The organism is Herbiconiux solani NBRC 106740 (assembly GCF_001571005.1).
Taxonomy (GTDB): domain Bacteria; phylum Actinomycetota; class Actinomycetes; order Actinomycetales; family Microbacteriaceae; genus Herbiconiux; species Herbiconiux solani.
Genome location: NZ_BCST01000003.1, coordinates 405619 through 430613, shown reverse-complemented (window position 1 = coordinate 430613; position 24995 = coordinate 405619). Strand labels below are relative to the sequence as shown.

Below are 24995 nucleotides of genomic sequence, written 5' to 3'. Positions count from 1 at the left end.
CCCCATGAGCGACCCCTACGATCCGCTGCAGGCCCACCCGAGCCACGAACTCGTGCATGACCGCGCGGATGCGCTGCTCCGGCTGCACGAGGCCCCCGAGATCCTTACGCTCGTCAACGTCTGGGACGTCGCGAGCGCCATGGTGATCGCCGACCTTCCCGAGACCAAGGCCCTGGCCACCGCGAGCCACGGCATCGCGGCGTCGTACGGCTTCGAGGACGGCGAGCGCATCCCGGTCGAGCTGATGATCGAGGCGGTCGGCCGCATCGCGCTCTCGACCTCGCTCCCGGTCAGCGCCGACCTCGAGGGCGGCTACGGCGACCCGGCCGAGACGGTGCGCATGGCGATCGGCGTCGGCGTGGTCGGCGGGAACCTCGAGGATCAGCTGCGCCCGCACATCGAATCGGTCGAGAACGTCGCCGAGGTCATGAAGGCGGCCGAGGAGGAGGGCGTGCGCTTCGTGCTGAACGCCCGCACGGATGCGCTGATCCGCCGCGGCGACCGCTCCCTCGACGAGGCGATCGACGACGCCATCGAGCGCGGACGGGCGTATCTGGATGCGGGCGCGGCGTGCGTCTTCGTTCCCGGCCTGGTCGACGAACCCACCGCCATCCGTCTCGTCGAGGGGATCGGGCACCGCAAGGTCAGCGTCATCGGCGTCCCCGGCTCCCTGACGCCCGCGCGCTACCAGGAGCTCGGCATCGCCCGGATCTCGTACGGCCCGTGGCCGCAGCGGGTGGCGCTGACCGCCCTGCAGGAGTCGGCGCTCACGCTCTACGCCGGCGGCGTGCTCCCGCCCGGTACCCAGACGCTGACCTGAGCCCGAGCCCGCCGCCCGGCAACCCGCCCAGCACCCAGACCCTCACCTGACCCGCACCGACCGCCGCTCCGCGCGCGCCTGACGCCGCTCGAGGGCCCGGCGGTGCGAGAACCGCCGCGCATCCGTGCCCGACAGGGCCAGCAGCACGAGCACGTCGAACGAGAGCCCGAGCAGGTTGGTCTGCAACGTGATCTGCGGGCCGCCGCTGAAGAAGTCGATCGCGGTGATGATGATCGCCGCCGAGCTCAGCCCCATAGCGGCGAACCGTGCCCAGTTGTGGCCGTGGAAGATCAGGAACGCGAGCACCGAGTACAAAGCGCTGATCAGTAGGGCCAACGACACGAACACGATCGCGACCAGCGACCCCAGGTAACGCGCGTCTGCCGGAGTCAGGGCGCCGGTGACGGTTCGGAAGTCGAGTTCGCCGTCGCCGATCGAGAACGCGACGACCGCCGCCGCGCCGAGCGCCGCGAGCACCCGCAGCGCCATCAGCAGCACGCCGAGGTAGAGCGAGGCGGGTCGCCGGGCGCCCTCGATCGGCTCCTCGGAGAAGACCGCGGCAGGCGTCGGCGCGACTCCGCGGTGGTGCGCCGGGTCGGCGACCGCGGCATCCGTCTTCACCCGCCGCAGGTCGACCACGGGCAGGTCGCCGTCGGTCACGATCGCGTCGCCGCCGCCGTTGACGTGGTGGTACCCGGTCGAGAAGTTGCGGATCAGCCGCACCCGCACCTCGGGATCGCCCTCGACGAGGGTGCGCACGATGTGGTCGCGCTCCTTGTCGGTCTCCTTGTCGATGCGATGCGTGACCTGCAGGGTGAAGAACGAGATCCCGATGCTGCGGTCGTAGGTGCCCGCCGCGAGCCAGTCGGCCTTGTGCCCGCCCGGCAGCAGCCAGCCCGCGGGGCAGCGCCAGAACCGCACGTGGTGGCGCTTGGAGGGGTTGCCCTCGACCTCCTGCTGGTAGGTGAAGTCCTGCACCGTGCCGAAGAGGTACAGGCGCGAGACGGGGGCGCCGGGGTAGCTGCGGCGCAGCAGCGTTCCGCGCACCGTGCGGAGCGCCGAGGTCAGCCCCATGTCGTCGGCCAGGTGCCAGCCGGCCTCGGTCATCGCCTGGTGGATCTGCTCGTCGGTGCCGCGCAGCGCGATGTTGATCGGGTCGCCGAGCAGCCCTTCCCTCGTCTTCGCGCGCCCGATGAAATAGTCGGGAACGTAGAAGAGGGTCAGGATGCTGTGCACCCGCGGCAGCAACAGGTAGGCGACCACGAGCCAGAAGACGAGCAGGAACCACAGCTGCTGCCAGCCGCGGGCGAACGACTCGGTGATGACCAGATAGGCGAGCCAGCCGGTCGCGACCGTGCCGAAGAGGAAGAACGCGCTGTCGACGACCAGCCCGACGGATCCGCGGAGGCTGCGGCGCCGGATGTGCTCGACGAGCCCGGCATCCTCCAGCTCGCCGAGACGCGCCGCTTCGGCGGCGTCGGGCTCAGGCATCGCGTCCTCTTCCATCACGGGCATCCGGTCGATCTGCATCGACATCCACCGCCCGATCGTTCACGGGCGACACCGCGATTCTCGCAGGATCATCCGAAAGCTGTGACAACGACCGGGCGCCACCCTAGTCTGGAGGCGCGGTGACCACCGCCTGTTCTCCCCTCCGGACACCGACAGGACTGAATCGATGCCCTCAGGCGTACCCATCGAGTTCACAGAGCTCACGAAGTCGTTCGGGCACGTCCAGGCCGTCTCCGACCTGAGCCTCACGGTCGAGCCAGGGCAGGTCACCGGCTTCCTCGGGCCGAACGGCGCCGGCAAGACGACGACGCTCCGGATGCTGCTCGGGCTCGTGCAGCCCACCTCCGGCAGCGCGACCTTCGGCGGCACGCCCTACTCGAAGCTCGACTCCCCGCTCGCGACCGTCGGCGCCTCGCTCGAGGCCGCCAGCTTCCATCCCGGCCGATCCGCCCGCAACCACCTCGCGGTCTATGCCCAGGCCGCCGGGCTGCCCAAGACGGCTCCGGATGCGGCACTCGAGAAGGTGGGCCTGTCCGGCTACGCGAACCGCCGCGTCGGCGGCTACTCCCTCGGCATGCGGCAGCGCCTCGGACTCGCGTTCGCCCTGCTCGGCGACCCGGGCGTGCTGGTGCTGGACGAGCCGATCAACGGGCTGGACCCGGAGGGCATCAAGTGGATCCGGCTGCTGCTGCGATCGATGGCCGCCGAGGGCCGCACCGTGCTGATCAGCTCGCACCTGCTGAGCGAGGTGCAGCAGACGGTCGACGACGTGGTCATCATCTCGCACGGCAAGCTCGTCCACCGCGGCGAGCTGTCGAGCCTGGACGTGTCCGACTCGAAGCAGGTGCAGGTGAACGCCGACGACAAGGACAGGCTGGCCGAGGTCATCCGCGCGGCCGGGTTCGAGGTGTCGAACCTCCGCTCGGGCGTGCTGGTCGAGAACGCCGAAGCGGCGGTGATCGGGCGGCTCGCGTTCGAGGCGGGCATCCCGCTGACCGCGCTGTCGCAGAAACGCACCGGTCTCGAGGAGTCGTTCCTCACGCTCGTGGGCGAGGAGGGATCGCTGTGAAGCTCGTCAACGCCGTGCGCTCAGAGGTCACGAAGCTCACCAGCACCAGGCTGTGGTGGGTGCTCGCGATCATCATGGTGGTCTACGTCGCCTTCTGCTCAGGCGGGCTGGCGGCGATCTTCGCCGGGGTCGGCACCCGGGCGAACGGCCCGACGCTGCCGGACGACCAGTTGCCGCGCCTGGTCTACAGCTTCGCGACCTCGGTCGGCTACGTCTTCCCGGTGCTCCTCGGCGCGCTGGCCGTGACGAGCGAGTTCCGCTTCCAGTCGCTCACCCCCACCTTCCTCGCCCAGCCCCGCCGCGGGATCGTGCTCGCCGGTAAGGCGATCACGCTGCTGATCGCGGGCGCCGTGTTCGGCGTGCTGGCGCTCATCGGCTCGATCGGTGCGGGCGGCGGCGTGCTCGCCGGGTTCGGGATCGACACGCAGCTTGCGACCGGGGACATCTGGGCCTTCGTCGGCCGGTCGATCCTCGCGATGGCGCTGTGGGCCGCGATCGGGGTCGGACTCGGCACCCTCGTGCCCAGCCAGGTGGCCGCGATCGTGATCGTGCTGGCGTTCACCCAGTTCCTCGAGCCGCTGCTGCGGTTCGGTGCGAGTCTCACCGACTGGTCGGCGCAGATCGCCCAGTTCCTTCCGGGGTCGGCGAGCGATGCGCTGGTCGGCGGCAGCGTGTTCACGATCGCCTCGCCGGGCGGGGGCACGGGCGTCGGGCTGGAATGGTGGCAGGGCGGGCTCGTGCTCGCCGCGATCGCGGTCGTGGCGACCGTGATCGGGTACGTGACGAGCTGGCGCCGGGACGTGTCGTAGGGCGTAAGGCGTAAGGCGTAAGGCGCAGCGCATTCGGAGCAAGGCCGGTCGGAGAGAGTCGGGCCGGTCGGAGAGTCGAGGAGGACGCATGACCAGAGCGATCGTGGTGACCGAGAAGGGCGCCGGCGGCCGGCTGCTCGAGATCGACGACGACGAGTTCTTCGAGGGCACCGGGGGCGACGAGGCCGTCGACCTCGAGGTGCTCTACTCGAGCGTCAACTACAAAGACGGGATGGCCCTGACCGGCCGTCCCGGTGTCGTGCGCTCGTGGCCGCTCATCCCGGGCATCGACATCGTCGGCCGGGTCACCGGCTCCCGGTCGCCGCGGTTCGCCGAGGGCGACCTCGTCGTGCTGAACGGCGACGGCATCGGTGAGGATCGCCACGGCGGCCTGGCCGACCGTGCCCGCGTGCGGCCGGATGCGCTCGTGCACCTCCCCTCGGCATTCGAGGCGGCCCCGGCCCGCGCGGCGGCGATCGGCACCGCCGGTTTCACGTCGATGATCGCCGTGCTGGCGCTCGAGGATGCGGGGGTGCGGCCCGAGGACGGCGAGATCCTGGTCACCGGGGCGGCCGGTGGCGTCGGCTCGATCGCCATCTCGCTGCTCGCGCGCCGCGGCTACCGGGTCGTCGCCTCGACGGGCCGGGCCGAGGAGCTCGGCGGGTACCTCGAGGGCCTGGGGGCGGCGCGCGTGATCGATCGCGGACCGCTGGGCGAGGAGGGCCGTCCGCTGCAGAGCCAGGCCTGGGCGGGCGCGATCGACTCGGTCGGCAGTCGCACGCTCGCCAACGTGCTGGCGCAGACGAACTACGGCGGCACGGTCGTGGCCTGTGGTCTGGCCCAGGGGCCGGACCTGCCGGGCACGGTGCTGCCGTTCATCCTGCGCTCGGTCACGCTGACCGGAGCGAACTCGGTCGAGGCGCCGCTCCCGCTGCGGGAGCGCGCGTGGACCGACCTCGCCCGCGAGCTCGACCCGGAGGCCCTCGACTCGCTGACGACCACCGTCTCGCTCGAGGGGGCGCTCGACGTGGCCCCGCGCATCCTCGACGGCGCCGTCCGCGGCCGCACCGTCGTCGACCTCAGCCTCTGAGCGACGGCGGCCGGCCCGCAAGGGTCAGCTGCTGATGACCTCGGTGCCTTCGACGGGCGGCACGCGCAGCGCGCGCAGAAGTTCGATCGAGTGCGCAGTCGTCACCATCAGCCGCGAGAACTCCTGACCCTCGAGGTCGATCACGACCGAGGTGCGCGTGCCCTTGACGAGCAGGAAGTCCTTGCCGTCGTGGAACTTCCACGTCCCCACCGCGAGCGTCAGCGGAACCGCCGTGCCCGGCGCCCGGATGCCGCGCACCCACACCCAGGGGTCGTCGGTCAGCGCCGCCGACTTGATGCTGTCGAGGGGCACCACGATGTCGGTGCGCCGAAACGAGAGCATCTTCTCGACACGCGTGAGTCGGACCTCGAGGCGATCGGTGTGGACGAAGAGGACGGCCATGTCTCTATCCTGCCGTGGCTTGCCTGAATACCGGCAGGATTCCCGCCGGCCGATATATAACGATTGAGGAATCTACACCTGTGGGCACGATCGACCCGCGTCGAGGGGCCGACACGAGCGCGTCACGGGCGAGGCGGGACCGTGGTCGCCGCGGCACGCGCGGCCGCGGGGAGGGCGTCGAGGATGCGGCCGAGCGCCGCGTCGTCGTGCGCCGCCGAGACGAACCAGGCCTCGTAGACCGACGGCGGCAGCGAGACCCCCGCGTCGAGCATGGCGTGGAAGAACGGGCCGTAGCGGTAGCCCTCCTGCGCCTGCACGTCGACGTAGTTGCGCGGCGGGGTGGCTGATCCGAACGTGAAGCTGAAGAGGTTGCCGGCCCGCTGCACGCTGTGCGCGACACCTTCGGCGGCGAGCGCCGAGGAGACCTCGGTCGAGACCGTCAGCGCGGTGCGGTCGAGCGCCTCGTACACGGCGGCGTCGGCCAGGCGAAGGGTGGTGAGCCCGGCGGCCACGGCGATCGGGTTGCCCGAGAGGGTGCCCGCCTGGTACACCGGCCCGAGGGGCGCGAGGTGGTCCATCACGTCGGCCCGCCCGCCGAGCGCGGCGAGTGGCATGCCGCCGCCCACGACCTTGCCGAAGGTGATGAGGTCGGGGAGGTAGGCGGGCACGGCGACGCCGTCGGGCGCATCCTGATGCAGTTCGGCGACGGGCTGGCCGGCGTTCTCGAGCCCCCACCACCCGGCCGCGCCGACCCGGAACCCGGTGAGCACCTCGTCGACGATCAGCAGCGCTCCGTGGGCGTGCGCGATGTCGGCGAGCGCAGCGTTGAAGCCGGCCTCGGGCGGCACGACGCCCATGTTCGCCGGAGCCGCCTCGACGATGATCGCGGCGATGTCGGAGCCGAACGAGGCGAAGGCCTCGCGCACCGCACCCAGGTCGTTGTAGGGCAGCACGATCGTGAGGGCCGCGGTCGCCGCGGGCACGCCGGCGGAGGCGGGGAGTGCCAGGGTCGCGAGGCCCGAGCCGGCCTCGGCCAGCAGCGAGTCCGAGTGCCCGTGGTAGTGCCCGGCGAACTTGATCAGCACGTCGCGGCCGGTGAAGCCGCGCGCCAGCCGGATCGCGGTCATGGTCGCCTCGGTGCCGGTCGAGACCAGCCGGAGCTTCTCGATCGGATGCGCACCGCCGGCCTGCACCCGCTCCCGCACGAGCTCGGCCAGGTCGGTCTCGGCCGGCGTGGTCGCGCCGAACGACAGACCGCGGGACGCGGCATCCTGCACCGCGGCGACGACCTCGGGATGCGCGTGGCCGAGGATCGCGGGCCCCCACGACGACACCAGGTCGACGTACTCCACGCCCTCGGAGTCGGTCACGTACGGCCCACGCGCCGACACCAGGAAGCGCGGCGTGCCCCCGACCGAGCGAAAGGCCCTGACCGGCGAGTTGACCCCGCCCGGGATCGAACGCTGGGCCCGCTCGAACTCGGCGGCGTTGGTGGTGGTCGTAGTGGTCGCGTTCGCGTTGACGTCGGTCTGGCTCATCACAGCCCCTTCAGAGTCGTGGCGACCTCGACCGCCCAGTAGGTGAGCACGGCTTCGGCGCCGGCCCGGCGGATGCTCGTGAGCGATTCGAGGATGGCGCGGTCGCGGTCGATCCAGCCGTTCGCCGCCGCGGCCTCGATCATCGCGTACTCCCCCGACACCTGGTACGCCCAGACCGGCACGGGAACGGCCGCCGAGACGTCGGCGACGAGGTCGAGATAGCTGAGGGCCGGCTTCACCATCACGATGTCGGCACCCTCCTCGACGTCGAGCACGGCCTCCCGGAGGCCCTCCCGCCGGTTGGCGGGATCGAGCTGGTAGGTCTTGCGGTCTCCGCGGAGGGTCGAGCCCACCGCCTCGCGGAAGGGGCCGTAGAACGCCGAGGCGTACTTGGCCGCGTAGGCGAGGATGGCGACATCCTGGAAGCCGTCCGCGTCGAGCGCCGCCCGCACCGCGCCGACCTGGCCGTCCATCATGCCCGAGAGCCCCAGCAGCTGGGAGCCGGCGCGGGCCTGCTCGACGGCCATGTCGCGGTAGCGCACCAGCGTCGCGTCGTTGTCGACCGAACCGTCGGATGCGAGCACGCCGCAGTGGCCGTGGTCGGTGAACTCGTCCAGGCACAGGTCGGTCTGCACGACGAGGGCGCCGCCGACCTCGTCGGCCACCACCCGGGTCGCCGCGTTCAGCACGCCGTCGGGGTCGGTGGCGGCGGTTCCCCGCGCATCCTTGTCGGACTCGCCCGGCACGCCGAAGAGCATGACGCCACCGATCCCGGCCTCGGCCGCCTCGACGACCGCGGCCTTCAGGCTGTCGAAGGTGTGCTGGACGACGCCGGGCATCGACTGCAGCGGAGCGGGCTCGACGATGTCGTCGCGCACGAAGAGCGGGAGCACCAGCTGGGCCGGGTCGATCCGGGTCTCGGCGACGAGACGCCGCATGGCGGGGGTGCTGCGGAGACGGCGCGGACGGATGTCGGGAAAGCCGGAGGTCATGACCTCCAGTTTAGATCCGCCACGGTGGGCGGGGGCTGGATGAGGGGCACCCGCCTCGGTCGACGTCCCCGAACGGGGGATATCATCATGAGCAATGCTCAGCTACTGTTCACGGCACGGGCGTTCGCCTGATCGTCCGGTTCCTCCGATGGATTGGGGCACCAGAATGAACACGATAGCAAAGGGAGCGATAGCGGCGGGAGCCGCCGTCGTCCTACTCACCGGCGGCCTCGGGTCGTACGCACTGTGGTCCGACCAGGCTCAGGTCGCGGGCGGCACGATCCGCTCGGGCTACCTCGCCCTCTCGGTGCAGGAGGCCACCTGGTCCGACGTGACGACGGGCATCCCGGCGCCCTTCGACCCGGCGACCGACCAGATCGTGCCGGGCGATGTCATCCGGTACACCGCGAACGCGGTCGTCGACGGCGCCGGCAAGAACCTCGAGGCCACACTTCTCGCCGACACGGCCGACCTGAGCGGTGACCTGCTGCCGTACCTCGACGTCACGATGACGGTCGACTCGATCACCACCTCCGACCTCAGCTACGACCTGGGGACGGTCGACGGGGCCGAGGCGTATCCGATCCAGCTCGACTTCAGTTTCGACGCGGGCACGTCCTTCAACGAGGGCATGGATGCGGCGGTGAACCTGGACGACTTCGAGCTGACCCTGGTGCAGAACCCGAACCCGTGACCGGGCGGCGGACGGCCGGGCCCGGTGGCTCGCCACTCGGCACGGCCGCTCGTCGGGCAGGGCGGGGCGGCACGCCACTCGGCACGGCCGCTCGCTGGGCGGGCCGCGTCGCCGCGTGGGCCCTTCTGCTGACCGCGGCGGCGCTGCTCGTGACGATGGTCGCCCTGCCGCGGCTGGCCGGGGCCACCGCCTACACGATCCTCACCGGATCGATGGAGCCGGGGCTGCCGCCGGGCGAGCTCGTGGTGGTGCGCCCGGTCGATCCCGCTTCGGTCACCGTCGGGCAGGTGGTCACGTACCAGCTCGAATCCGGCAAGCCTGCAGTCGTCACGCACCGCGTCGTCTCGGTCGCCGTCACCGGGGCCGGTGAGCGCGTCTTCACGCTGCAGGGCGACGCGAACCCGGCATCCGATCCCGACTCGGTGCGCGCCGAGCAGCTGCGCGGGGCGCTCTGGTACCACGTGCCCCTCGCCGGCTACCTCAACCTCTGGCTGACCGGCGAATGGCGGGGGCCCGTGACGGCGGCGGTCGCCGGCCTGCTCCTCACGTACGCGGCCCTGATGTGGCTGAAGGCGGCGCGGTCGCAGATCGCGCGGCGGAAGGGGGTCCCGGATGCGGTGCACGACGATGCGGAGGTCGCATCCGCTCCGGAGAATGGCCGCGATGCTGATGTTCGCCCTCTCCTGTTTCGCAGCGACGACGGCGGCCGACATCCCCTCGGCCGAGGCCGCTGAGCCGTCCGTCGAGGTGAGCACCGACGGCACGACCTGGTCGGCCGCACCGCTCGCAGACCTGATCCCCTCGGACTATCGTTTCGCACCCGGCTCGTCGCTGGAGCGCCAACTCTGGATCCGCACCGCACTCTCGACCTCCGCCGACCTCCGCCTGACCCTGTCGCCGACGGCACCGAGCGACCTGTGGACGTCGCTGTCCGTCTCGGCGCACACCGCGGGTGGCACCGCCGTCACCGCTCGGCCCACTGTCAACGCGCTGAAGCCGGCGGGCTCGCCGGACGCCCTCGAGCTGCCTCCGGTGAGGGCGGATCCGTACGAAATCATCCACCTCGAGCTCCGGCTGACGCTGGAGCGCGAGACGGGGAACGCCCTCAAGCGCGAGACCGCAGATCTGACGCTCCTAATGGCCCTGCAGCAACGACCGGCAGTCGTCCTGGCCGCGACGGGGCGGGAACAGGAGGCCGCCCTGCCCGCTGTCGCGAGCATCCTGACCGGCCTCTTCATCCTGCTCTCTAGAACATATCTTCGAATGTCGGTAGGCTTGCCCGCATGCACCTCGACTTCCAGACCTCCCTCTTCGACGACCTCGACGCCGAGCCCGGCCTCGAGACGCTCGGCTCGTCGGTGCAGCGCACCGAGCTCGGGCAGGGCGCCTGGGTCGACCTCCGGCCGGGGTGGGTGACCGACTCCGACGCCCTGTTCGAGCGGCTCGCGCTCGACGTTCCGTGGCAGGCCGACCGCCGCGAGATGTACGACCGGGTGGTCGACGTGCCGCGCCTGGTCTCGCACTTCGGGGCGCACGACCTGTACCCCGATCCGCTGCTCGACAAGGCTCAGGATGCGCTCAACGAGCACTACGGCCGGCCCGCCGCGCAGGTGTTCCAGACCGCGGGCCTGTGCTTCTACCGCACCGGCGACGACAGCGTCGCCTGGCACGGCGACCGGGTGGGCCGCACGATCGATCAGGACACGATGGTCGCCATCGTCTCGGTCGGGGCGGCACGCACCCTGTCGGTGCGACCGAAGCCGGGCCTCGGCGGCGAACCGGGGGCGACCCTCAAGTTCCCGGTCGGCCACGGCGACCTGATCGTGATGGGCGGCAGCTGCCAGCGCACGCACGAGCACGCGGTGCTGAAGACGAAGCAGGCGGTCGGCCCGCGCATCAGCGTGCAGTTCCGCCCGGTCTGGCCGCGCTGAGCGCAGCGTGCGAGCCCCGCCGAGCGGCTCGTCGTCGAGCAGGGCAGGGCAGGGCAGAGCGGGGAAGGGAAGGGCACCGAAGCGCGATCGCCTACGCGTCGTCCTCGGCCCGGCGCGCGTTCGCGACCTCGATGACCGCGTTGATCAGCGACTCGGCCGACCGGCCCTTGGCGATCACGTCGACCCGCAGCCCGTAGGCGCGCGCGTCGTCGGCGGTACGCGGACCGATGGCCGCCACCAGCGTCGATTCCGGGATGGGTCCGAGCTGCAACTGCACCTGCTCGGCCACCGAACCAGAGGTCACGAAGATGGCGTCGATCGCACCTGCGGCGACATCGGCCCGGATCTGCGGGTCGACCTCGACTCCGATCGTGCGGTACGCGACGACCGACTCCACGGTGTGCCCGCGCTCGATCAGGCCCTCGGTGAGAACCGGCTTCGCGATGTCGCTGCGGAGCGTCAGCACCCGGAGCTCAGGGCCGAACTGCTCGAACCGCTTGAGCTCGCGCAGCAGCCCCTTCGCCGAGTTGTCCTCCGGCGGCACGAGGTCGACCTTGTAGCCGGCGGCGGTCAGCGCGGCAGCGGTGGTCTCGCCGACGGCGGCGATGTGGGTCTCGGGCGGAACGACGGCCTGGTGCGCGGTCAGCACGTCGACCGTGGTCGCACTGGTCATGGTCAGCCAGTCGAACGAGCCCTCGGCGAGCGCCTTGAGCGCTCGCTGCAGGGTCTCGTCATCCTCTGTCGGAGCGAAGTTGATCATCGGCGCGACGATCGGCTTGGCGCCGACCGCCCGCAGGTCGGCGGCGACACCGTGACCCCACGGGCCTCCGCGGGGGACGAGGATGCGCCAGCCGCCGAGCGGGCGCTGCGACCAGGCGGTCATTCGGTGCCGCCGGGCAGGTCGGCGCCGCCGCCCGAGGCCTGAGCGCCGCTCTCGGGCCCGACGGGCGCGATCTCGGCGGCGCCGTCTTCGAGCAGCTGTGCGGCGACGGCCTGGCCGAGGAGTCCGGCGACGACGAGGTCGTCACCGAGGAGGGAGGCGGACCGCTCGCAGCCGAGCTCGGCCTCGCCGTCCGGCTGATACACGGTCGCCGAGAGCTGGAGCTCGTCGCCCTCGACGAGGGCCGACGCCCCGATCGGCGCGGCACAGCCGGCCTCGAGGGCGGCCAGGACGGCGCGCTCGGCGAGGACCGCCGTGCGGGTCGGCGGATGCTCGATGCTGAGCAACTCGGGAATGCTGTCCCCCTCACGGGTTTCGATCGCGAGTGCACCCTGTCCCGGCGCGGTGGGCCAGAGTTCGAGAGCGAACAGTTCGGATGCTGCGTCTAGCCTACCGAGCCTGGCGAGCCCCGCTGACGCCAGTACCACGGCGTCGAGATCGCCGGAGGCCACTCGTCCCAGCCGGGTGTCGACGTTGCCGCGGATGTCGACGATCGTGAGGTCGGGCCGCAGGCTGAGCAGCTGGGCGACCCGCCGGGGAGAGCCGGTGCCGACGCGCGCACCCTCGGGCAGCTCGTCGAGCGTCAGGCCGTCGCGGGCGCAGAGCGCGTCCCGCGCATCCTCGCGGACGGGAACGGCCCCGATGACCAGGCCCGGGTAGTCGGCGGTCGGCAGGTCTTTGAGGGAGTGCACGATCAGGTCGCACTCCCCCGCGACGAGAGCCTCACGGAGGGCGCTCGCGAAGACCCCGGTCCCGCCGAGGCTCGACAGGGACTCCTTCGAGCGGTCGCCCTCGGACGCGATCACGATGGTCTCGACCTCGACGCCCGTGGCCGCCACCAGGGCTTGGACGACATGCCCCGTCTGCGCCCGGGCGAGTGCACTCCCCCGGGTGGCGACACGGAGCATCCTGGTCATGGTGCGATCCCCGCCAGGGCCGGCTTGAAGCCGAGACGCACGTTCTCGCAGCAGCCGGGCCGGCAGACGTCGTACCAGGGGCCGATGTCGGTGACGGAGGCGCGCTCCTCGGTCGGCGTGCCGTTCACGCGCTCGAGCACGAGGTCGATGAGCCCGGAGACGTAGGCCGGGTCGACCCCGGGCGTCGGGGTGCGCACGCCGTAGAGCCCGTTCTCGGCACAGCTCTCCAGCGCCTCGTTGTCGAGGTCCCACATGACCTCCATGTGGTCGCTTACGAAGCCGAGCGGCACGATCACGACCGCGCGGACCCCCTTGGCGGGGAGTTCGGCGATCGCGTCGTTGATGTCGGGCTCGAGCCAGGGCTGGCTCGGCGGGCCGGAGCGCGACTGGAAGACCAGCTGCCACGGCACGTCGGTCTCGCCCACACCCGACGTGGCGGCGAGCATGACGACCTCGGCGACGGCGCGGTGCTGGGCGGCGTACGCACCCTCCGGCCCGAACCCGCGGAAGGAGGGGCCGGACCGCTCGGCGTCGGCGCTCGGGATCGAGTGCGTCGTGAAGAGCACCTCGACCTCGCTCGCGAGGTCGATCCCCTCGAAGCGCTCACGGATGTCGGCCAGCGCGGCACGCAGCCCGTCGATGAACGGCTGCACGAAACCGGGGTGGTCGAAGAACTGGCGCACCTTGTCGATCGTGATCTCGCCGGCCAGGCCGGTCTCCTCCAGCGCGATCGCGTAGTCCTCGCGGTACTGGCGGCAGCTGGAGTACGAGCTGTAGGCACTGGTCGCGATCGCGATCAGCTGGCTGAACCCGCGGTCGTGCGCCTCGGTCAGCGCCTCGCGGAGGTACGGGTCCCAGTTGCGGTTACCCCAGAGCACCGGGAGGTCGATGCCGCGGTCGGCGAGCTCGGTCTCAAGAGCGGCCTTGAGCATCCGGTTCTGGGCGTTGATCGGGCTGATGCCGCCGAAGGCACGGTAGTGATGGGCGACCTCTTCGAGCCGCTCGTCCGGGATGCCGCGGCCGCGCGTGACGTTGCGGAGGAACGGGATCACGTCGTCCTGCCCCTCCGGCCCGCCGAAGGAGGCGAGCAGGATGGCGTCGTAGGCGACGGGTACGGTGACGTGCTCGGGCCCCGAGGATGCGGCGGGGCTGGCGCCCAGGACGACGGTCACTGCAGCACCTCGATGATCTCGGCGACCTCGAGCCGCCGTCCGGTGTAGAACGGGACCTCCTCGCGGACGTGCAGGCGCGCATCCGTCTGCCGGAGGTGACGCATCAGGTCGACGAGGTTGAGCAGCTCGTCGTCCTCGAGCGCCAGGATCCACTCGTAGTCGCCGAGGGCGAAGGAGGCCACGGTGTTCGCGAGCACCGAGCGGTACTCGGACCCCTTGCGGCCGTGGTCGGCGAGCATCGCACGCCGCTCCTCCTCGGGCAGCAGGTACCACTCGTAGCTGCGCACGAACGGGTAGACGGTGACCCAGGCGGCCGGCTCCTTACCGCGCATGAAGGCGGGGAGGTGGTTCGAGGAGAACTCGGCGTCGCGGTGCACGCCCATCGCGTTCCAGGTCGGCAGCAGGGGCGCGAACACCCGGGTGCGTCGGATCTGGCGGAGCGCCCACTGCAGGGTCTCCGGAACGCTGCCGTGCAGCCAGACCATGATGTCGGCGTCGGCTCGAAGGCCGGAGACGTCGTAGATCCCGCGGACCATCACGTCCTCGTCGTCGATCGAGGCCAGGGCCTCGTCGATCTCGGCGAGGAAGTCGGGCACGTCCGTGCCGTCGACGAGCAGCGGATGATCGGGGTTGCGCCGGAAGACGGCCCAGAGCGTGTAGCCGACGACGGGGACCGCCTCGGAGTCCTCGACGTCGCGAGGGCTGATGGGCTCGGGATCGACGCCGACTGTCGGGTCAGTCATGTTCCTTCTTCGTGTTCTGTGATGCGGGACGCCGCGAGGCGGCGGTGGAGCTATTCGATGCTACTTCTTCGAAGCGAAGCGGAAGCCGAGAACGGCGACCGCTCCCAGGGTCACCACGGCTCCGGCGACCCCCACGGCGAAGCCGACGGGGTTGGCCTCGCGGAAGCGGTTGACGCTGCTCTTCAGGCGGTGCACCGCGTGCCGTGTCTGCTTCGGCACGTTGAGCTTGAACTCGATCGCGTCGAGGGTCGAGCGCAGATCGGCCCGGGTCTTCTCGATGTCGGCGTGCAGCTCGGCCTTCGACCGCTCGGGGGCGGGAGCGGCCGGAGCCTTGGCGGAGGCGTGCGTGTCGGTCATCACTCGCCCAATCCCTTGACGGTGTTGAGGTCTTTCTTGATGCTCTCGATCGCGTCCTCGGGCACCGGAGGGAGGCCCTTCTTGAGCGACGAGATCCCGACGGCCACCAGGATGCCCGCGATGATCAGCAGGGCGGCGGCCACGATGAGCGCGGCCAGCCAGCCCGGCAGCACGGTCGCGATACCGAGCACCGCCGCGGCCACGAGCGTCGCGAACGCGAAGAACGCGAACAGCGCCGCGGCCACGAACAGCCCGATGCCGATCCCGAGCTTCGCCAGCTTGGCGGTGAGCTCGCGCTTGAGGTTCTCGATCTCGTCCTTGAGCAGCTGGATGACGAGCGTGGGCAGCTCGGCGAACAGGGACACCAGCGAGCGGCGTGCCTTCTTGTCGCGTTCTTCGGTCACGGCTGACGCCTCCTCGTTCTACTCGTCGCCGTCGGACGAGGCCTGGTCGGCCTTCTCGCCCTCGGGCTTCTTCGCGGCGGCGGTGCCACCGGTGGTCTTCGCGGGGGTGGACGCGGCAGGCTTGGCGGTGGACGACTTGGCGGCCGCCGGCTTGGCCGCGGAGGACTTGGCCGAGGCCGTCGCCGCGCGCGGCTTCGGGGGCGTCGCCTTGGTCGAGCCGACCGACTTCGCAGCGGAGCTCTGCTGCGGACCGGTCAGCGGTTCGCGGCCGAGCAGCCCGGCCAGCGCGTTGCGCGCCGCACGGGAGAGGGAGGCCTTGACCTCGTCGACACGCTTGTCGGCGAAGTCCTGGGCCTTGCCCGCGGCGGCTTGCACCGGCCTGGTGTTCCAGACCTTGTCGGCTCCCGCCTTGATCTGCTCGTACCGCTCGCGACCGGCTCGCGTACCGAGGACGTACCCGGTAGCAAGCCCGACGACGAAGATGATCTTCCCGCGCATGTGAACTCCGATCGATCGCGAGTACAGGGTTCTTTCCAGCGTAGTCCCAAGGATGCGCGACCCGCATTGCCCCGGGAGCCCGCCCCACAGGGGATCCCCAGGCCGGTCGCCGGCTCGGTCGGTGGGCCGGGGGTCGCTCAGTCGGTGGGCAGGCGGCGGTCGCCGCGCAGCTCGGCTGCGAGAGCGGATGCGGTGGTGCGGGCCTCGGCGATCGTCGCGGCCAGGCCCGTCCCCGACACCCACGCGCCCACGACGTCGAGCCCGGGCACCACCGCCACTGCTGCGAGAGCCTCGGCGACCCGGGCCTTGTGGCCGAGGGTGGCGAAGGCGAGCGAGTCCCTCCACTGCACGGTGTCGAAGTCGACCACGGTGGCGGGGCTCAGCCGGATGCCGAGGAGGGTCGAGGCGTCCTGGAGCGCCAGGGCGCTGTCGACCTGGCGGGCGGCGGCCGGTGCCGGTGGGCGGGCACCGACCGCACCGGCAGTGGTCGGTGCGGCAGCGGATCCGGCCGCATCCGCTCGCCCGGTCGCATCCGCTCGCCCGTAGGAGAGCCGGAGGACGTGCCGGTGGGCCGGCAGGGATTCGGCGAGCCAGGCCCACTTCGCGGTCGCGTGCGTGAGCGCCTTCGCCGTGACCCCCTGGGTGCCGGGGGCGACGAGCACGCCGGTGCCGCGGGGCGCCGCATCCAGCCGGGCGTCGTCGACCACCAGGGTCGCGATCGTCACCGAGGCGGGGGTGGGCCACTCGTCGGCGGCGGGCAGGGCCGGGGTCGTCAGGGCCGGGGTGGTCGGGCTAGCGCCGGTCGCCGGAGCCGCCTCAGCCGACCCGCTCGCCGGGCGGCCGACGCCGGCCTGGGTGAGGAGGTCGAGCGCGGGCCGGAAGTCGGTCGCCATGATCACCGCGCGCGCCCGGATGGGAGCCGACCCCCGCGTCTCTGCCCCGTCGGCCCCGTCGGTTCCTCCGTCGGCGCCGAACGGCACCGGGTCGGTGCGGACGACCCAACCCTCCCCGTCGACGTCGGTGGCGGCACCCCGCTCGAGCCCGCTGACCCGGGTCGCCGTGCGGAACTCCACGCCGTAGTACCGCGCATCCGCTTCGAGGGCATCGATCAGGGTATGGACGCCGCCCGCGATCCCCTGCACCTGCGACCCCGCGGGCGCCTGCTCCCGCAGCGCCATCACGGCGCCGGAGAGCGAGCCCTGGGTCGTCATCGCCTGCGTGAGGCCGGGCGCGACCGAACGCACGTCGACGATCGAGGGGTCGGCCGAGTGCACCCCGGCGACCACGGGCGTGACCAGCCGGTCGAGCACCTTCCGGCCCATCCGGCGGCGCACGATGTCGCCGAGATCGTGCTCGGGCTTCACCCGCAGCAGCGGCATCAGGCGGTCGAGGTAAGCCCGCAGGGAGCCGCCCCAGCCGATGACCCGGCGCACGTCGTCGGCCAGCGGAACCCCGGGGATCCCGAGGATCCCGGCGGCCGGCAGCGGGGCGGTGCCGCCGGTCCAGGCGACCCAGGCGCCCGCTTTGGCGGGGACGACGATGCGGTCGTCGAGACCCAGCTCGGTCACGAACGCCGCGACGGTGCCGCGCCGGGTGGCGAAGCTCTCGGCTCCCGAGTCGAGCACGACCCCCGCGAGCTCGTGACGGCCGACGAAGCCGCCCAGGGCCTCGCGAGCCTCGACGACGAGCACCGTGTTGCCGAGGTGCGCGAGCTGGCGGGCGGCGACGAGGCCACCCGCGCCGCCGCCGATCACGACGACGTCGAAATCGAAGTCGCTGTCCCGCGCGCCGGAATCGGCGTGCGGGCTGGGGCTGCCCTGGTCCGTCACGTCAGGCCTCCTCGACCTCGAGATCCTCGGCGGCCGAACCCTGCTCGTGCACGAGCGCGACGATCCGGCTCAGCACGTCGGGGTCGGTCTCGGGCGGAACCCCGTGGCCGAGGTTGAGCACGTGGGCGGGGGCGCTCCGTCCGCGGCGCAGCACGTCGAGCACGTGCGCCTCGAGCACCGGCCAGGGCGCGGCGAGCAGTGCCGGGTCGACGTTGCCCTGCACGGTCACCCCGCCGCCCAGGCGGGCGGAGGCGACATCCAGAGGGATGCGCCAGTCGACGCCCACGACGTCGGCACCGACCTCGTGCATCTCTTTCAAGACCTCGCCGCTGCCGACGCCGAAGTGCACGACCGGCACGTCGAGATCGCGGATGGGAGCGAGAGCGGCGCGGGAGAACGGGGCGACGCGTTCGACGTAGTCGGCCTTCGAGAGCGATCCGACCCAGGAGTCGAACAGCTGCGCCGCGCTCGCGCCCGCCTCGAGCTGCGCTCGGAGGAAGCGGCCGGTGACGTCGGCGGCCCAGGAGAGGAGGCCTTCCCAGGCCTCGGGGTCGGCGTGCATGAGGGTGCGCGCCCGGATGTGGTCCTTCGACGGCCCGCCCTCGACCAGGTAGGCCGCGAGGGTGAAGGGCGCGCCCGCGAAGCCGATCAGCGGGGTGCTGCCCAGCTCGGCGACGGTGAGCGCGACGCCGGCCTGAATGGCGCTGAAGTCGGCGCCATCCGGAGCCGGCAGCGCCTGCACGTCGGCGAGGGTGCGCACGGGCTTGCCGAGCACCGGCCCGCGCCCCGGCACGATCTCGACGTCGACGCCCGCGAGCTTCAACGGGATGACGATGTCACTGAAGAAGATGCCCGCGTCGACGTGGTGCCGGCGCACGGGCTGGAGCGTGATCTCGCTCGCCATCGCGGGGTCGAGGCAGGCGTCGAGCATCCGGGTGCCCACGCGCAGCTCGCGGTACTCGGGCAGCGAGCGCCCGGCCTGTCGCATGAACCAGACCGGGGTCACGGGCCCGCGGGTGCCCCGGTAGGTGGTGACGAGCGGGGAGGATGCGGTGCGGCCGTCGAGCAGGGGGTGGGTTGCGGGCAGAGTCACTGGCACATCTTACGGCGGCCGACATCCGGTGCCGCTGGGCGGGTTTAGACTTGGGCAGTGCTCATCTGCCTGACCGCGAACCACCGGAACGCGAGCTTCGACCTCCTCGAGAAGCTGTCGGTGGGCACCGCCGATGTGGCCAAGAGCCTCGTGGCCGAGAGCGATTTCGTGCAGGGCGCGGTCGTGCTGGCCACCTGCAACCGCTTCGAGGCCTACCTCGACATCGACGAGCCGCTGACGGCCGGGGTCACCCTGGCCGTCGAGCAGGCCGCCGAGAGCTTCGGCGCGGCGTCGGGCACGGATGTCGCCGAGCTGCGCGACAGCCTCACCGTGCTCTGCGGCGACGGCGTGGCCGACCACCTCTTCGCGGTGTCGTCCGGGCTCGAGTCGGTCGTCGTCGGTGAGGACGAGATCGCCGGTCAGGTCAAGCGTGCCCTCAGCACCGCCCGCATCGAGGGCACGACGTCGTCGTCGCTCGAGCGGCTCTTCCAGCGTGCGGCCCACACCTCCCGCGGTGTCAAGACGAAGACCGGGCTCGGCGGAGCCGGTCGCTCGCTCGCCCGCCTCGCGCTCGACCTGGCCGAGAGCCGGGTCACCGACTGGGCGCGCACGCGCGTGCTGCTCGTCGGCACCGGTCAGTATGCCCGCGTCACCCTCGCCAACCTCCGCGACCGCGGGGTCACCGACATCCGTGTCTACTCGCCGTCCGGTCGCGCCGTGACCTTCGCCGCCAAGCAAGACCTGGTGCCCGTGCCCGCCGAGGGCTACCTCGAGGCGCTCGCCACCGCCGACGTCGTGATCACCTGCAGCACCGTCGAGACGGTCGTGCTCGATGCGGCCCACCTCGCGGCCGCCATGGAGCTCCCCGGCGCCTTCACCCGCCGGCTCGTGATCGACCTGGGCTTGCCCCGCAACGTCGACCCCGACGTGTCGACCGTCGCCTCGGCCGGTGCCGAGCTGCTCGACCTCGAGACGATCAGCCTGCACGCCCCGCTCGACGAGCTGAACGCCGAGTCGGATGCGCGTGCGCTGGTCGACCAGGCCGCCGCCGAGTACCGCGCGGGCAAGGCCGAGGCCGAGGTCACGCCGGCCGTCGTCGCGCTGCGCTCGCACCTGTTCGACCTCCTCGACGCCGAGATCGAGCGCTCCCGGGCGCGCGGCGAGCAGGCGACCGAGACGGAGCGTGCGCTGCGCCACCTCGTGGGCGTCATCCTGCACGCGCCGTCGGTTCGCGCTCGCGAGCTCGCTCGTGACGGCCGGGCCGACGAGGTCTTCGCGGCGGTCGAGACGCTGTTCGGGCTCGGTGCGGCGGGCTCTGCCGCTGGCGCCGCTGCTGCTGCCGGGGCCGCTGCTGGGGCCGCTGCTCCGGCCGCGCATCCGATCGCGATCACGCCCGACCTCGACGCCCCCCGCCGCGCTCAGGCCTGACCCGCCGTGGTGGCCGTGCCGCACGACGAAGACGCGACCGCGTCGCGGAACGGCGCCGGGATGGAGCCGATCCGGGTCGCCGCGCTCGCCCTCATCCGTGACCGCCGGCTGCTGATGGTCACCGCCCGCGGCCGCGACGTCGTCTACCTGCCCGGCGGCAAGATCGACGCCGGCGAGACCGCCCGGCAGGCCGCCGCGCGCGAGGCCTTCGAGGAGGTGGGCGTGCGCATCGACCCCGAGTCGCTCGAGCCGCTGTTCTCGGTCTCGGTACAGGCCCACGGTGAGCCCGACGGGCGCCTGGTCGACATGCAGGTGTTCGGTGGCACGACTCCGGATGCTCCGGTCGCCTCGAGCGAGGTCGACGCCCTGCACTGGGTCACCACGGCCGACGAGTACCGCTGCCCGCCCGCGGGGGCCGAGACCCTCCGCCGCCTGGCCGCGCTCGACCTGATCGACTGAAAGCTCGGTCACCTAGTCTGGAAGAAGTGCCGAGCGATTCGACGGGGGAGTCATCATGGCCAAGAACGAGATGGATCAGCAGCGCCGTCGCCGCTACGCCGAGGGCGATCGGGTGCGGGTCTGGCGAAAGCCGGGCGAACGCGCCCGGATCGGCACGGTCGCCTCGGTTCGGGAGGGCGCGATCAAGGTGCGGTACGACGATCATGGCGGCACCTCCAACGCCAACCCGTCCTACATGCGCCCGTACATCGAACCGCGTCGCCGCCTGCGGCAGGGCATCCTGATCACGACCGGGACGGCGGTGATCGTGGTCGTGGCCGCCGTGATCCTGCTCGGCTGGCCGTCGCTCGCACCCGTGGCGCGAGGGGTGCTCTTCCTGTGCGGGGTGGTCGCGCTGTACTTCGGCATCAGAGGCGTCCTCGTGATCAGGGACGGCACGGACCCGCTTCGCCCCCTCGGCACGCACGACCCCACGAAGGACAACTCCCCCACCTGGGTCGACTGACGCATGGATGTCGCGACCCTGAAGACGTCGTCGGGCGTCGACGCGATGCTGCGGGTGGCCTACGAGGGCGGAAGCGTGTTCATCGCGGCGGCGGCCGTCGAGAGTGCGATCACCACCGATCCCGTCCAGGCGTCCGCCACGAACCTCTATCGATGGGTCGTGAGCAGTCGAGGGAGCGAGCCCGACCAGCAGTCTCCGCCACTGTCGGATGCCGAGTCCTTTCTCGCGGAGATCTCCGTTGAGCCGCCCGGAGACTTGTCCACGAAGGAAGGTCGCATCTTCCCCGGCGGCTCAGGCATAGCACCCCAGAAGGTCTGGCAGTGGGACGTCGAGAGCATTGCCGGGGCGCAGGGCCGGTTCAGGGCAGCCAGCGCTGTCGATCATTGCGAGCTCGACCTCGAGCTCGAGCTCGAGCTCGACTGAGCCACGCAGATCGAGCCGGCCGCGGGTGTCTCAGCCTCCCGCACGACCGGAATCTAATCGACCCGGGACGGAATCAGGCGAGGGCCGTCTTCACCAGGGCCACGTCGGCGGGGGTGTTCCAGAGGTGGAAGGCGACGCGCGCGCGACCGGCGCGGGAGGAGGCGGCGATGCCCGCCGCCGTCAGGGCGGCGAAGGCGCTGCCGTCGGGGTCCGGCCAAGACACGATCGGGGTCGAGCCGGTCGAGCCGCCGACCGGGAGGCCGAGCCACGAGCGCAGCTCGTCTGCGAGGCCGACGTCATGGGCGCGGACGGCCTCGAGGTCGGCTGAGGCGAAGAGTTCGAGCGAGCGGGCCGCCCCGATCCAGACGGGCCAGGCCGGCGAGACGTCGAAGCGGCGGGCCGTCGCGGCCAACTGCATCCCGGGGCCGTAGCAGGAGCCCCAGACCTCGTCGCCCGCGTACCAGCCGGCATCCACCGGCACGAGACGCTCGGCGAACTCGGGGGTCACCGTCATGAACGAGGCGCCGCGCGGCGAGCAGAGCCACTTGTAGGCGTGGCAGACGGTGACGTCGTAGCGCGACGCGTCCACGGGCATCCACCCCGCCGCCTGCGTGGTGTCGCAGTAGGTCGCGGCGCCGTGCCGCGCGGCCGCCTCGACGATCGCGTCGGCGTCGGCGAGCGCGCCGGTCGCCGACTGCACCAGCGAGAACGAGACCAGGGTGGTCGACGGCCCGATCGCCGCGGCGAGCTCGTCGAGCGGAACGCAGCGCACCGTCAGGCGCCCCCGCTGCTGCTGCACCAAGAACGGGAAGACCATCGAGCTGAAGTCGCCGTCGACCACCAGCACCTCGGAGCCCCCGGGCAGCGACGCCGCGATCATGCCCGTGGTCACCGAGACCTGAGACCCGGTCGCGACCTGCTCGGCCGGCACGCCGACCAGGCGCGCGAAGGCCGCCCGGGCCTCCTCGACCGCGAGGCCGTAGCCCGCGAGGCCGCGGTGGCCGCCCGACCACTCGGCGAGATCGGCGGCCAACGCCGTGACCGTCTCGCGCGGCGGGATGCCCGCGGTGCACGCGGCCAGGTAACCGGGCCGGGCGTCGAAACGGGACTGCAGGTCGTCCAGGCCGAGACGCTCGGCCGAACCGAGGAGGGCAGAAGCGTCGGTCGGGCTCATGCCTCCAGGATCCCGGAGCGCGATCGATTCAACAATCCCCGGTCGATCATGGCATCCATAACCTCGCGTTATGCGTCCGGTAGGGTTCGATCATGAGCCTCGCCCCGCCGCCCGGTGCCTTCGACCTCGATTCGCAGACGCTGCGGGTGATCGGCGCGATCGCCGAGTACGGCTCGATCACCCGCGCGGCCACGGTTCTCGGCTACAGCCAGCCCGCCGTGAGCCAACAGCTCAAACGCGTCGAGGCCCGGCTCGGGATGCCACTGGTCACCCGCGCGGGCCGCGGCATCCGGCTCACGGATGCGGGCGAGGTCGTCGCCCGGCACGCCGTCGCCGTGATCGGCGCCCTGGATGCGGCGGCCGGCGAGCTCTCGGACCTCTCGGGCCTGCGCTCCGGCCGGGTTCGGCTGGCGGCCTTCCCCTCGGCGTCGTCGACGATCGTGCCGCGGCTGATCCGGCGGATGGGGGCGGCGCACGAGGGCGTCCGGTTCACCTACGTCGAGGCCGAGCCGCCCGAGGCGGTCGCCGCAGTGCGCGACGGCGAGAGCGATCTCGCGATCGCCTTCCACTACCCGGGCGACCGCGACGACCCGTTCCAGGCGGGCGCGGAGGGGCTCACCGTGCAGACGCTGGGGCGGGACGAGATCCTCGTGCTGGCGCCCGAGGAGCACCCGGTCGTGCAGGCCGCCGCGAGCGCAGGCGGAGACACGGGCACGTCCGCCGGCCGCGTCGACCTCGCCGCCCTCCGCGGAGAGAACTGGATCGCCGGCTGCCCCCGCTGCCGCGGCCACCTCCTCGCCAGCTGCGCGCGCAGCGGCTTCGCCCCCGCGATCGGTTTCGAGACCGACAACGTCGTCGCGGTGATGAGCATGGTCGCCTCGGGTCTCGGGGTCGCCCTGCTCCCCGCACTCGCGCTGACCGCGTCTCCCCTGCCGGCCGGGGTCGTCGCCCTGCCCACCACGGGAGACGACCACCGGATGCTCGTCGCCGTCACCCGGCCCGGCGCCGACCACATCCCCGCGGTCGGCGAGACGCTCCGGCTGCTCCTCGAGAGCGATCCGCGCGCCTAGCCGCGAGTGAGCGGGTGAGCGCGCGCCCGCCTGCCCGCGCGCCGACCGGCCTCAGTAGATGTACTCCAGGAAGTCGACGCCGAGCGTGCGCATGCCCTCGAGCACCGCGAGCCGCCCGAGCAGCTCCGCGTCGTTGAACCGCATGGTCACCGCGTACGCGACCCCGCCGTTCGGCCCGGTGACGACGCCGACCTCGGACCGCACCCCCGCATCCGTGCCCGTCTTGTTGTAGAGCGTGATGCCGTGGTCGGTGCCGGTGTGGGCGAGCGGATCGAGCCCGAAGGCACCGGCCACCATCGACAGATCGGCGTTGAGTCGCAGCCAGCTGCGCACGAGGGCGCTGGTGGTCTCGTCGACCACCTCGCCGCGGTGCAGCCGGCGGAAGAGGGTGGCGAGCTCGCGCGCGGAGCCGACGGAGAGCTGGGGCGCGTCATCCGGACCCCGCTCGTCGCGCACGATGTCGAGCAGCAGCGTGCGGCGGAGGCCCAGCGATTCGGCCCGCGCGCGTACCGCATCCAGCCCCACCCGGCGCAGCAACACGTTCGTGGCGAGGTTGTCGCTGGTCGAGCCGATCAGCGCGGCGAGGTCGGCCACCGGGAGAGCGGGCACCTGGAGGTGCTGCCAGAGGCCGGAGTCGCCGACCGAGTCGCCGGCCGTGCGGTTGAGGATGCTGAGCGCCTCGGCCCCGGGCGCCGGGCGAACGGCCCGGCCTAGCGGGTCATCGGAGTCGGAGCCAGAGCCCGACCCCGAGCCCGAACGGGAACCAGAACCGGAACCACCACCCGAGCCAGGCCCAGAAGCGCCCCCAGCCCGCCCGTCCCGCGCCACGATCCGTGCCGCGACCTCGATCAGCAGCAGCACCTTGCCGATCGACGCGGTCGGCACCGACAGATGGTCGTCGACCGAGAACAGCACCTTGCCCGAGTCGAGATCGACGGCGCACGCCGTGACCTGCACCCCCGAGAGGGCCAGCTCGGTCAGCGACGCGAAACCCTTGCGGAAGATCCCGCCGCCGTCGTCGACCGCCCCCGACCGCCGGCCGCGGGGAGCGAGCTCCTCGCGTTCCGACCGCTCGGCCCGCGCACTCCGGCGCGTCGACTCCGGGCGGATGGAATCAGGCATGCTC

Annotated in this window: 27 protein-coding genes; 12 read left to right on the top strand and 15 right to left on the bottom strand. The window is 72.0% G+C overall.

Annotated features, from left to right (window positions below):
• The first annotated feature begins 4 nt into the window (after positions 1-4).
• Positions 5-820 carry an isocitrate lyase/PEP mutase family protein gene (locus tag HSO01S_RS07645; protein ID WP_084361433.1) on the top strand — a complete coding sequence of 272 codons (816 nt, stop codon included), beginning with the start codon at positions 5-7 and terminating at the stop codon, positions 818-820.
• Between the two features lie 42 nt (positions 821-862).
• Here HSO01S_RS07645 and HSO01S_RS07640 read toward each other — a convergent pair whose 3' ends face one another.
• Positions 863-2356, bottom strand: coding sequence for an LssY C-terminal domain-containing protein (locus HSO01S_RS07640; protein ID WP_245635925.1), 1494 nt, complete (start codon positions 2354-2356; stop codon positions 863-865).
• 142 nt (positions 2357-2498) lie between these two features.
• On the opposite strand from HSO01S_RS07640, the gene HSO01S_RS07635 reads away from it, so the two are divergent.
• The 3 genes from HSO01S_RS07635 (at position 2499) to HSO01S_RS07625 (ending at position 5300) form a co-directional block, all read left to right on the top strand.
• Positions 2499-3401, top strand: a complete 903-nt coding sequence (locus HSO01S_RS07635) for an ABC transporter ATP-binding protein (RefSeq protein ID WP_066039994.1) — start codon at positions 2499-2501, stop codon at positions 3399-3401.
• Positions 3398-4210, top strand: coding sequence for an ABC transporter permease (locus tag HSO01S_RS07630; RefSeq protein WP_066039992.1), 813 nt, complete (start codon positions 3398-3400; stop codon positions 4208-4210). The genes HSO01S_RS07635 and HSO01S_RS07630 overlap by 4 nt, the downstream gene beginning before the upstream one ends.
• A gap of 88 nt (positions 4211-4298) precedes the next feature.
• Positions 4299-5300 carry an MDR family oxidoreductase gene (locus tag HSO01S_RS07625; protein WP_066039990.1) on the top strand — a complete coding sequence of 334 codons (1002 nt, stop codon included), beginning with the start codon at positions 4299-4301 and terminating at the stop codon, positions 5298-5300.
• 24 nt (positions 5301-5324) lie between these two features.
• On the opposite strand, the gene HSO01S_RS07620 is transcribed toward HSO01S_RS07625, so the two are convergent.
• The 3 genes from HSO01S_RS07620 to hemB form a co-directional block, all read right to left on the bottom strand.
• The gene (locus tag HSO01S_RS07620) at positions 5325-5702 is read right to left on the bottom strand and encodes a hypothetical protein (protein ID WP_066039988.1); all 378 of its coding nucleotides are present in this window, start codon (positions 5700-5702) and stop codon (positions 5325-5327) included.
• A 122-nt stretch (positions 5703-5824) separates the two neighbouring features.
• Positions 5825-7240, bottom strand: a complete 1416-nt coding sequence (gene hemL, locus HSO01S_RS07615) for a glutamate-1-semialdehyde 2,1-aminomutase (protein ID WP_066039987.1) — start codon at positions 7238-7240, stop codon at positions 5825-5827.
• Complete coding sequence (gene hemB / locus HSO01S_RS07610; RefSeq protein WP_066039985.1) at positions 7240-8232, bottom strand: porphobilinogen synthase; 993 nt, start codon at positions 8230-8232, stop codon at positions 7240-7242. The genes hemL and hemB overlap by 1 nt, the downstream gene beginning before the upstream one ends.
• Positions 8233-8398: 166 nt before the next feature.
• Here hemB and HSO01S_RS07605 point away from each other — a divergent pair, with 166 nt between their 5' ends.
• The 3 genes from HSO01S_RS07605 (at position 8399) to HSO01S_RS07590 (ending at position 10857) form a co-directional block, all read left to right on the top strand.
• A complete protein-coding gene (locus HSO01S_RS07605) occupies positions 8399-8926 on the top strand; it encodes an alternate-type signal peptide domain-containing protein (RefSeq protein WP_066039982.1) in 528 nt (175 codons plus the stop codon).
• Entirely contained in the window at positions 8923-9660 is a 738-nt protein-coding gene (locus tag HSO01S_RS07600; protein WP_066039980.1) for a signal peptidase I, read from the top strand. Before HSO01S_RS07605 ends, HSO01S_RS07600 begins: the two co-directional genes overlap by 4 nt.
• A gap of 549 nt (positions 9661-10209) precedes the next feature.
• Positions 10210-10857, top strand: a complete 648-nt coding sequence (locus HSO01S_RS07590) for an alpha-ketoglutarate-dependent dioxygenase AlkB (protein ID WP_066039975.1) — start codon at positions 10210-10212, stop codon at positions 10855-10857.
• Between the two features lie 91 nt (positions 10858-10948).
• Here the strand turns inward: HSO01S_RS07590 and HSO01S_RS07585 are convergent, their stop codons facing one another.
• The 9 genes from HSO01S_RS07585 to hemE form a co-directional block, all read right to left on the bottom strand.
• Complete coding sequence (locus HSO01S_RS07585) at positions 10949-11740, bottom strand: uroporphyrinogen-III synthase (RefSeq protein WP_066039973.1); 792 nt, start codon at positions 11738-11740, stop codon at positions 10949-10951.
• Positions 11737-12714 (bottom strand): hydroxymethylbilane synthase, encoded by a 978-nt coding sequence (hemC, locus tag HSO01S_RS07580; RefSeq protein ID WP_066039971.1) that lies wholly within the window; start codon positions 12712-12714, stop codon positions 11737-11739. The genes HSO01S_RS07585 and hemC overlap by 4 nt, the downstream gene beginning before the upstream one ends.
• Positions 12711-13886, bottom strand: a complete 1176-nt coding sequence (locus tag HSO01S_RS07575; protein WP_066039969.1) for a ferrochelatase — start codon at positions 13884-13886, stop codon at positions 12711-12713. The genes hemC and HSO01S_RS07575 overlap by 4 nt, the downstream gene beginning before the upstream one ends.
• Positions 13883-14629: a hydrogen peroxide-dependent heme synthase gene (gene hemQ, locus HSO01S_RS07570; RefSeq protein WP_084361431.1), complete on the bottom strand. Its 747-nt coding sequence runs from the start codon at positions 14627-14629 to the stop codon at positions 13883-13885. Before hemQ ends, HSO01S_RS07575 begins: the two co-directional genes overlap by 4 nt.
• Before the next feature lie 60 nt (positions 14630-14689).
• Positions 14690-14986 (bottom strand): DUF3618 domain-containing protein, encoded by a 297-nt coding sequence (locus tag HSO01S_RS07565; protein WP_066039967.1) that lies wholly within the window; start codon positions 14984-14986, stop codon positions 14690-14692.
• On the bottom strand, positions 14986-15390 hold the full coding sequence (locus HSO01S_RS07560) for a phage holin family protein (protein WP_066039965.1): 405 nt from the start codon (positions 15388-15390) through the stop codon (positions 14986-14988). Before HSO01S_RS07560 ends, HSO01S_RS07565 begins: the two co-directional genes overlap by 1 nt.
• 18 nt (positions 15391-15408) lie before the next feature.
• A complete protein-coding gene (locus HSO01S_RS07555; RefSeq protein ID WP_066039963.1) occupies positions 15409-15888 on the bottom strand; it encodes a hypothetical protein in 480 nt (159 codons plus the stop codon).
• Between the two features lie 137 nt (positions 15889-16025).
• A complete protein-coding gene (locus HSO01S_RS07550) occupies positions 16026-17717 on the bottom strand; it encodes a protoporphyrinogen/coproporphyrinogen oxidase (protein ID WP_066039961.1) in 1692 nt (563 codons plus the stop codon).
• 1 nt (position 17718) lies between these two features.
• Complete coding sequence (hemE, locus tag HSO01S_RS07545; protein ID WP_066039959.1) at positions 17719-18810, bottom strand: uroporphyrinogen decarboxylase; 1092 nt, start codon at positions 18808-18810, stop codon at positions 17719-17721.
• Between the two features lie 57 nt (positions 18811-18867).
• Here hemE and HSO01S_RS07540 point away from each other — a divergent pair, with 57 nt between their 5' ends.
• Genes HSO01S_RS07540 through HSO01S_RS07525 form a run of 4 tightly spaced genes read left to right on the top strand, consistent with a single transcriptional unit; the run spans position 18868 to position 21625 of the window.
• Positions 18868-20238 (top strand): glutamyl-tRNA reductase, encoded by a 1371-nt coding sequence (locus HSO01S_RS07540; protein ID WP_084361430.1) that lies wholly within the window; start codon positions 18868-18870, stop codon positions 20236-20238.
• Positions 20239-20247: 9 nt separating this feature from the next.
• Positions 20248-20697 carry an NUDIX hydrolase gene (locus HSO01S_RS07535; RefSeq protein WP_245635924.1) on the top strand — a complete coding sequence of 150 codons (450 nt, stop codon included), beginning with the start codon at positions 20248-20250 and terminating at the stop codon, positions 20695-20697.
• Between the two features lie 55 nt (positions 20698-20752).
• Positions 20753-21202 carry a hypothetical protein gene (locus tag HSO01S_RS07530; RefSeq protein ID WP_066039957.1) on the top strand — a complete coding sequence of 150 codons (450 nt, stop codon included), beginning with the start codon at positions 20753-20755 and terminating at the stop codon, positions 21200-21202.
• A gap of 3 nt (positions 21203-21205) precedes the next feature.
• On the top strand, positions 21206-21625 hold the full coding sequence (locus HSO01S_RS07525) for a hypothetical protein (protein ID WP_066039955.1): 420 nt from the start codon (positions 21206-21208) through the stop codon (positions 21623-21625).
• A 73-nt stretch (positions 21626-21698) separates the two neighbouring features.
• Here HSO01S_RS07525 and HSO01S_RS07520 read toward each other — a convergent pair whose 3' ends face one another.
• Positions 21699-22799 carry an aminotransferase class V-fold PLP-dependent enzyme gene (locus HSO01S_RS07520; protein WP_066039953.1) on the bottom strand — a complete coding sequence of 367 codons (1101 nt, stop codon included), beginning with the start codon at positions 22797-22799 and terminating at the stop codon, positions 21699-21701.
• A gap of 92 nt (positions 22800-22891) precedes the next feature.
• On the opposite strand from HSO01S_RS07520, the gene HSO01S_RS07515 reads away from it, so the two are divergent.
• A complete protein-coding gene (locus HSO01S_RS07515; protein WP_066039950.1) occupies positions 22892-23869 on the top strand; it encodes a LysR family transcriptional regulator in 978 nt (325 codons plus the stop codon).
• A 51-nt stretch (positions 23870-23920) separates the two neighbouring features.
• On the opposite strand, the gene HSO01S_RS07510 is transcribed toward HSO01S_RS07515, so the two are convergent.
• A complete protein-coding gene (locus HSO01S_RS07510) occupies positions 23921-24991 on the bottom strand; it encodes a serine hydrolase (RefSeq protein ID WP_245635923.1) in 1071 nt (356 codons plus the stop codon).
• Positions 24992-24995 lie beyond the last annotated feature (4 nt).

Bases quoted from the DNA above. Each gene is read 5' to 3' on its own strand.
- HSO01S_RS07645 (WP_084361433.1), top strand. From the start codon at position 5: ATGAGCGACCCCTACGATCCGCTGCAGGCCCACCCGAGCCACGAACTC.
- HSO01S_RS07640 (WP_245635925.1), bottom strand. From the start codon at position 2,356: ATGTCGATGCAGATCGACCGGATGCCCGTGATGGAAGAGGACGCGATG.
- HSO01S_RS07635 (WP_066039994.1), top strand. From the start codon at position 2,499: ATGCCCTCAGGCGTACCCATCGAGTTCACAGAGCTCACGAAGTCGTTC.
- HSO01S_RS07625 (WP_066039990.1), top strand. From the start codon at position 4,299: ATGACCAGAGCGATCGTGGTGACCGAGAAGGGCGCCGGCGGCCGGCTG.
- HSO01S_RS07620 (WP_066039988.1), bottom strand. From the start codon at position 5,702: ATGGCCGTCCTCTTCGTCCACACCGATCGCCTCGAGGTCCGACTCACG.
- hemL (WP_066039987.1), bottom strand. From the start codon at position 7,240: ATGAGCCAGACCGACGTCAACGCGAACGCGACCACTACGACCACCACC.
- hemB (WP_066039985.1), bottom strand. From the start codon at position 8,232: ATGACCTCCGGCTTTCCCGACATCCGTCCGCGCCGTCTCCGCAGCACC.
- HSO01S_RS07605 (WP_066039982.1), top strand. From the start codon at position 8,399: ATGAACACGATAGCAAAGGGAGCGATAGCGGCGGGAGCCGCCGTCGTC.
- HSO01S_RS07590 (WP_066039975.1), top strand. From the start codon at position 10,210: ATGCACCTCGACTTCCAGACCTCCCTCTTCGACGACCTCGACGCCGAG.
- HSO01S_RS07585 (WP_066039973.1), bottom strand. From the start codon at position 11,740: ATGACCGCCTGGTCGCAGCGCCCGCTCGGCGGCTGGCGCATCCTCGTC.
- hemC (WP_066039971.1), bottom strand. From the start codon at position 12,714: ATGACCAGGATGCTCCGTGTCGCCACCCGGGGGAGTGCACTCGCCCGG.
- hemQ (WP_084361431.1), bottom strand. From the start codon at position 14,629: ATGACTGACCCGACAGTCGGCGTCGATCCCGAGCCCATCAGCCCTCGC.
- HSO01S_RS07565 (WP_066039967.1), bottom strand. From the start codon at position 14,986: ATGACCGACACGCACGCCTCCGCCAAGGCTCCGGCCGCTCCCGCCCCC.
- HSO01S_RS07555 (WP_066039963.1), bottom strand. From the start codon at position 15,888: ATGCGCGGGAAGATCATCTTCGTCGTCGGGCTTGCTACCGGGTACGTC.
- HSO01S_RS07530 (WP_066039957.1), top strand. From the start codon at position 20,753: ATGGCCAAGAACGAGATGGATCAGCAGCGCCGTCGCCGCTACGCCGAG.
- HSO01S_RS07525 (WP_066039955.1), top strand. From the start codon at position 21,206: ATGGATGTCGCGACCCTGAAGACGTCGTCGGGCGTCGACGCGATGCTG.
- HSO01S_RS07520 (WP_066039953.1), bottom strand. From the start codon at position 22,799: ATGAGCCCGACCGACGCTTCTGCCCTCCTCGGTTCGGCCGAGCGTCTC.
- HSO01S_RS07515 (WP_066039950.1), top strand. From the start codon at position 22,892: ATGAGCCTCGCCCCGCCGCCCGGTGCCTTCGACCTCGATTCGCAGACG.
- HSO01S_RS07510 (WP_245635923.1), bottom strand. From the start codon at position 24,991: ATGCCTGATTCCATCCGCCCGGAGTCGACGCGCCGGAGTGCGCGGGCC.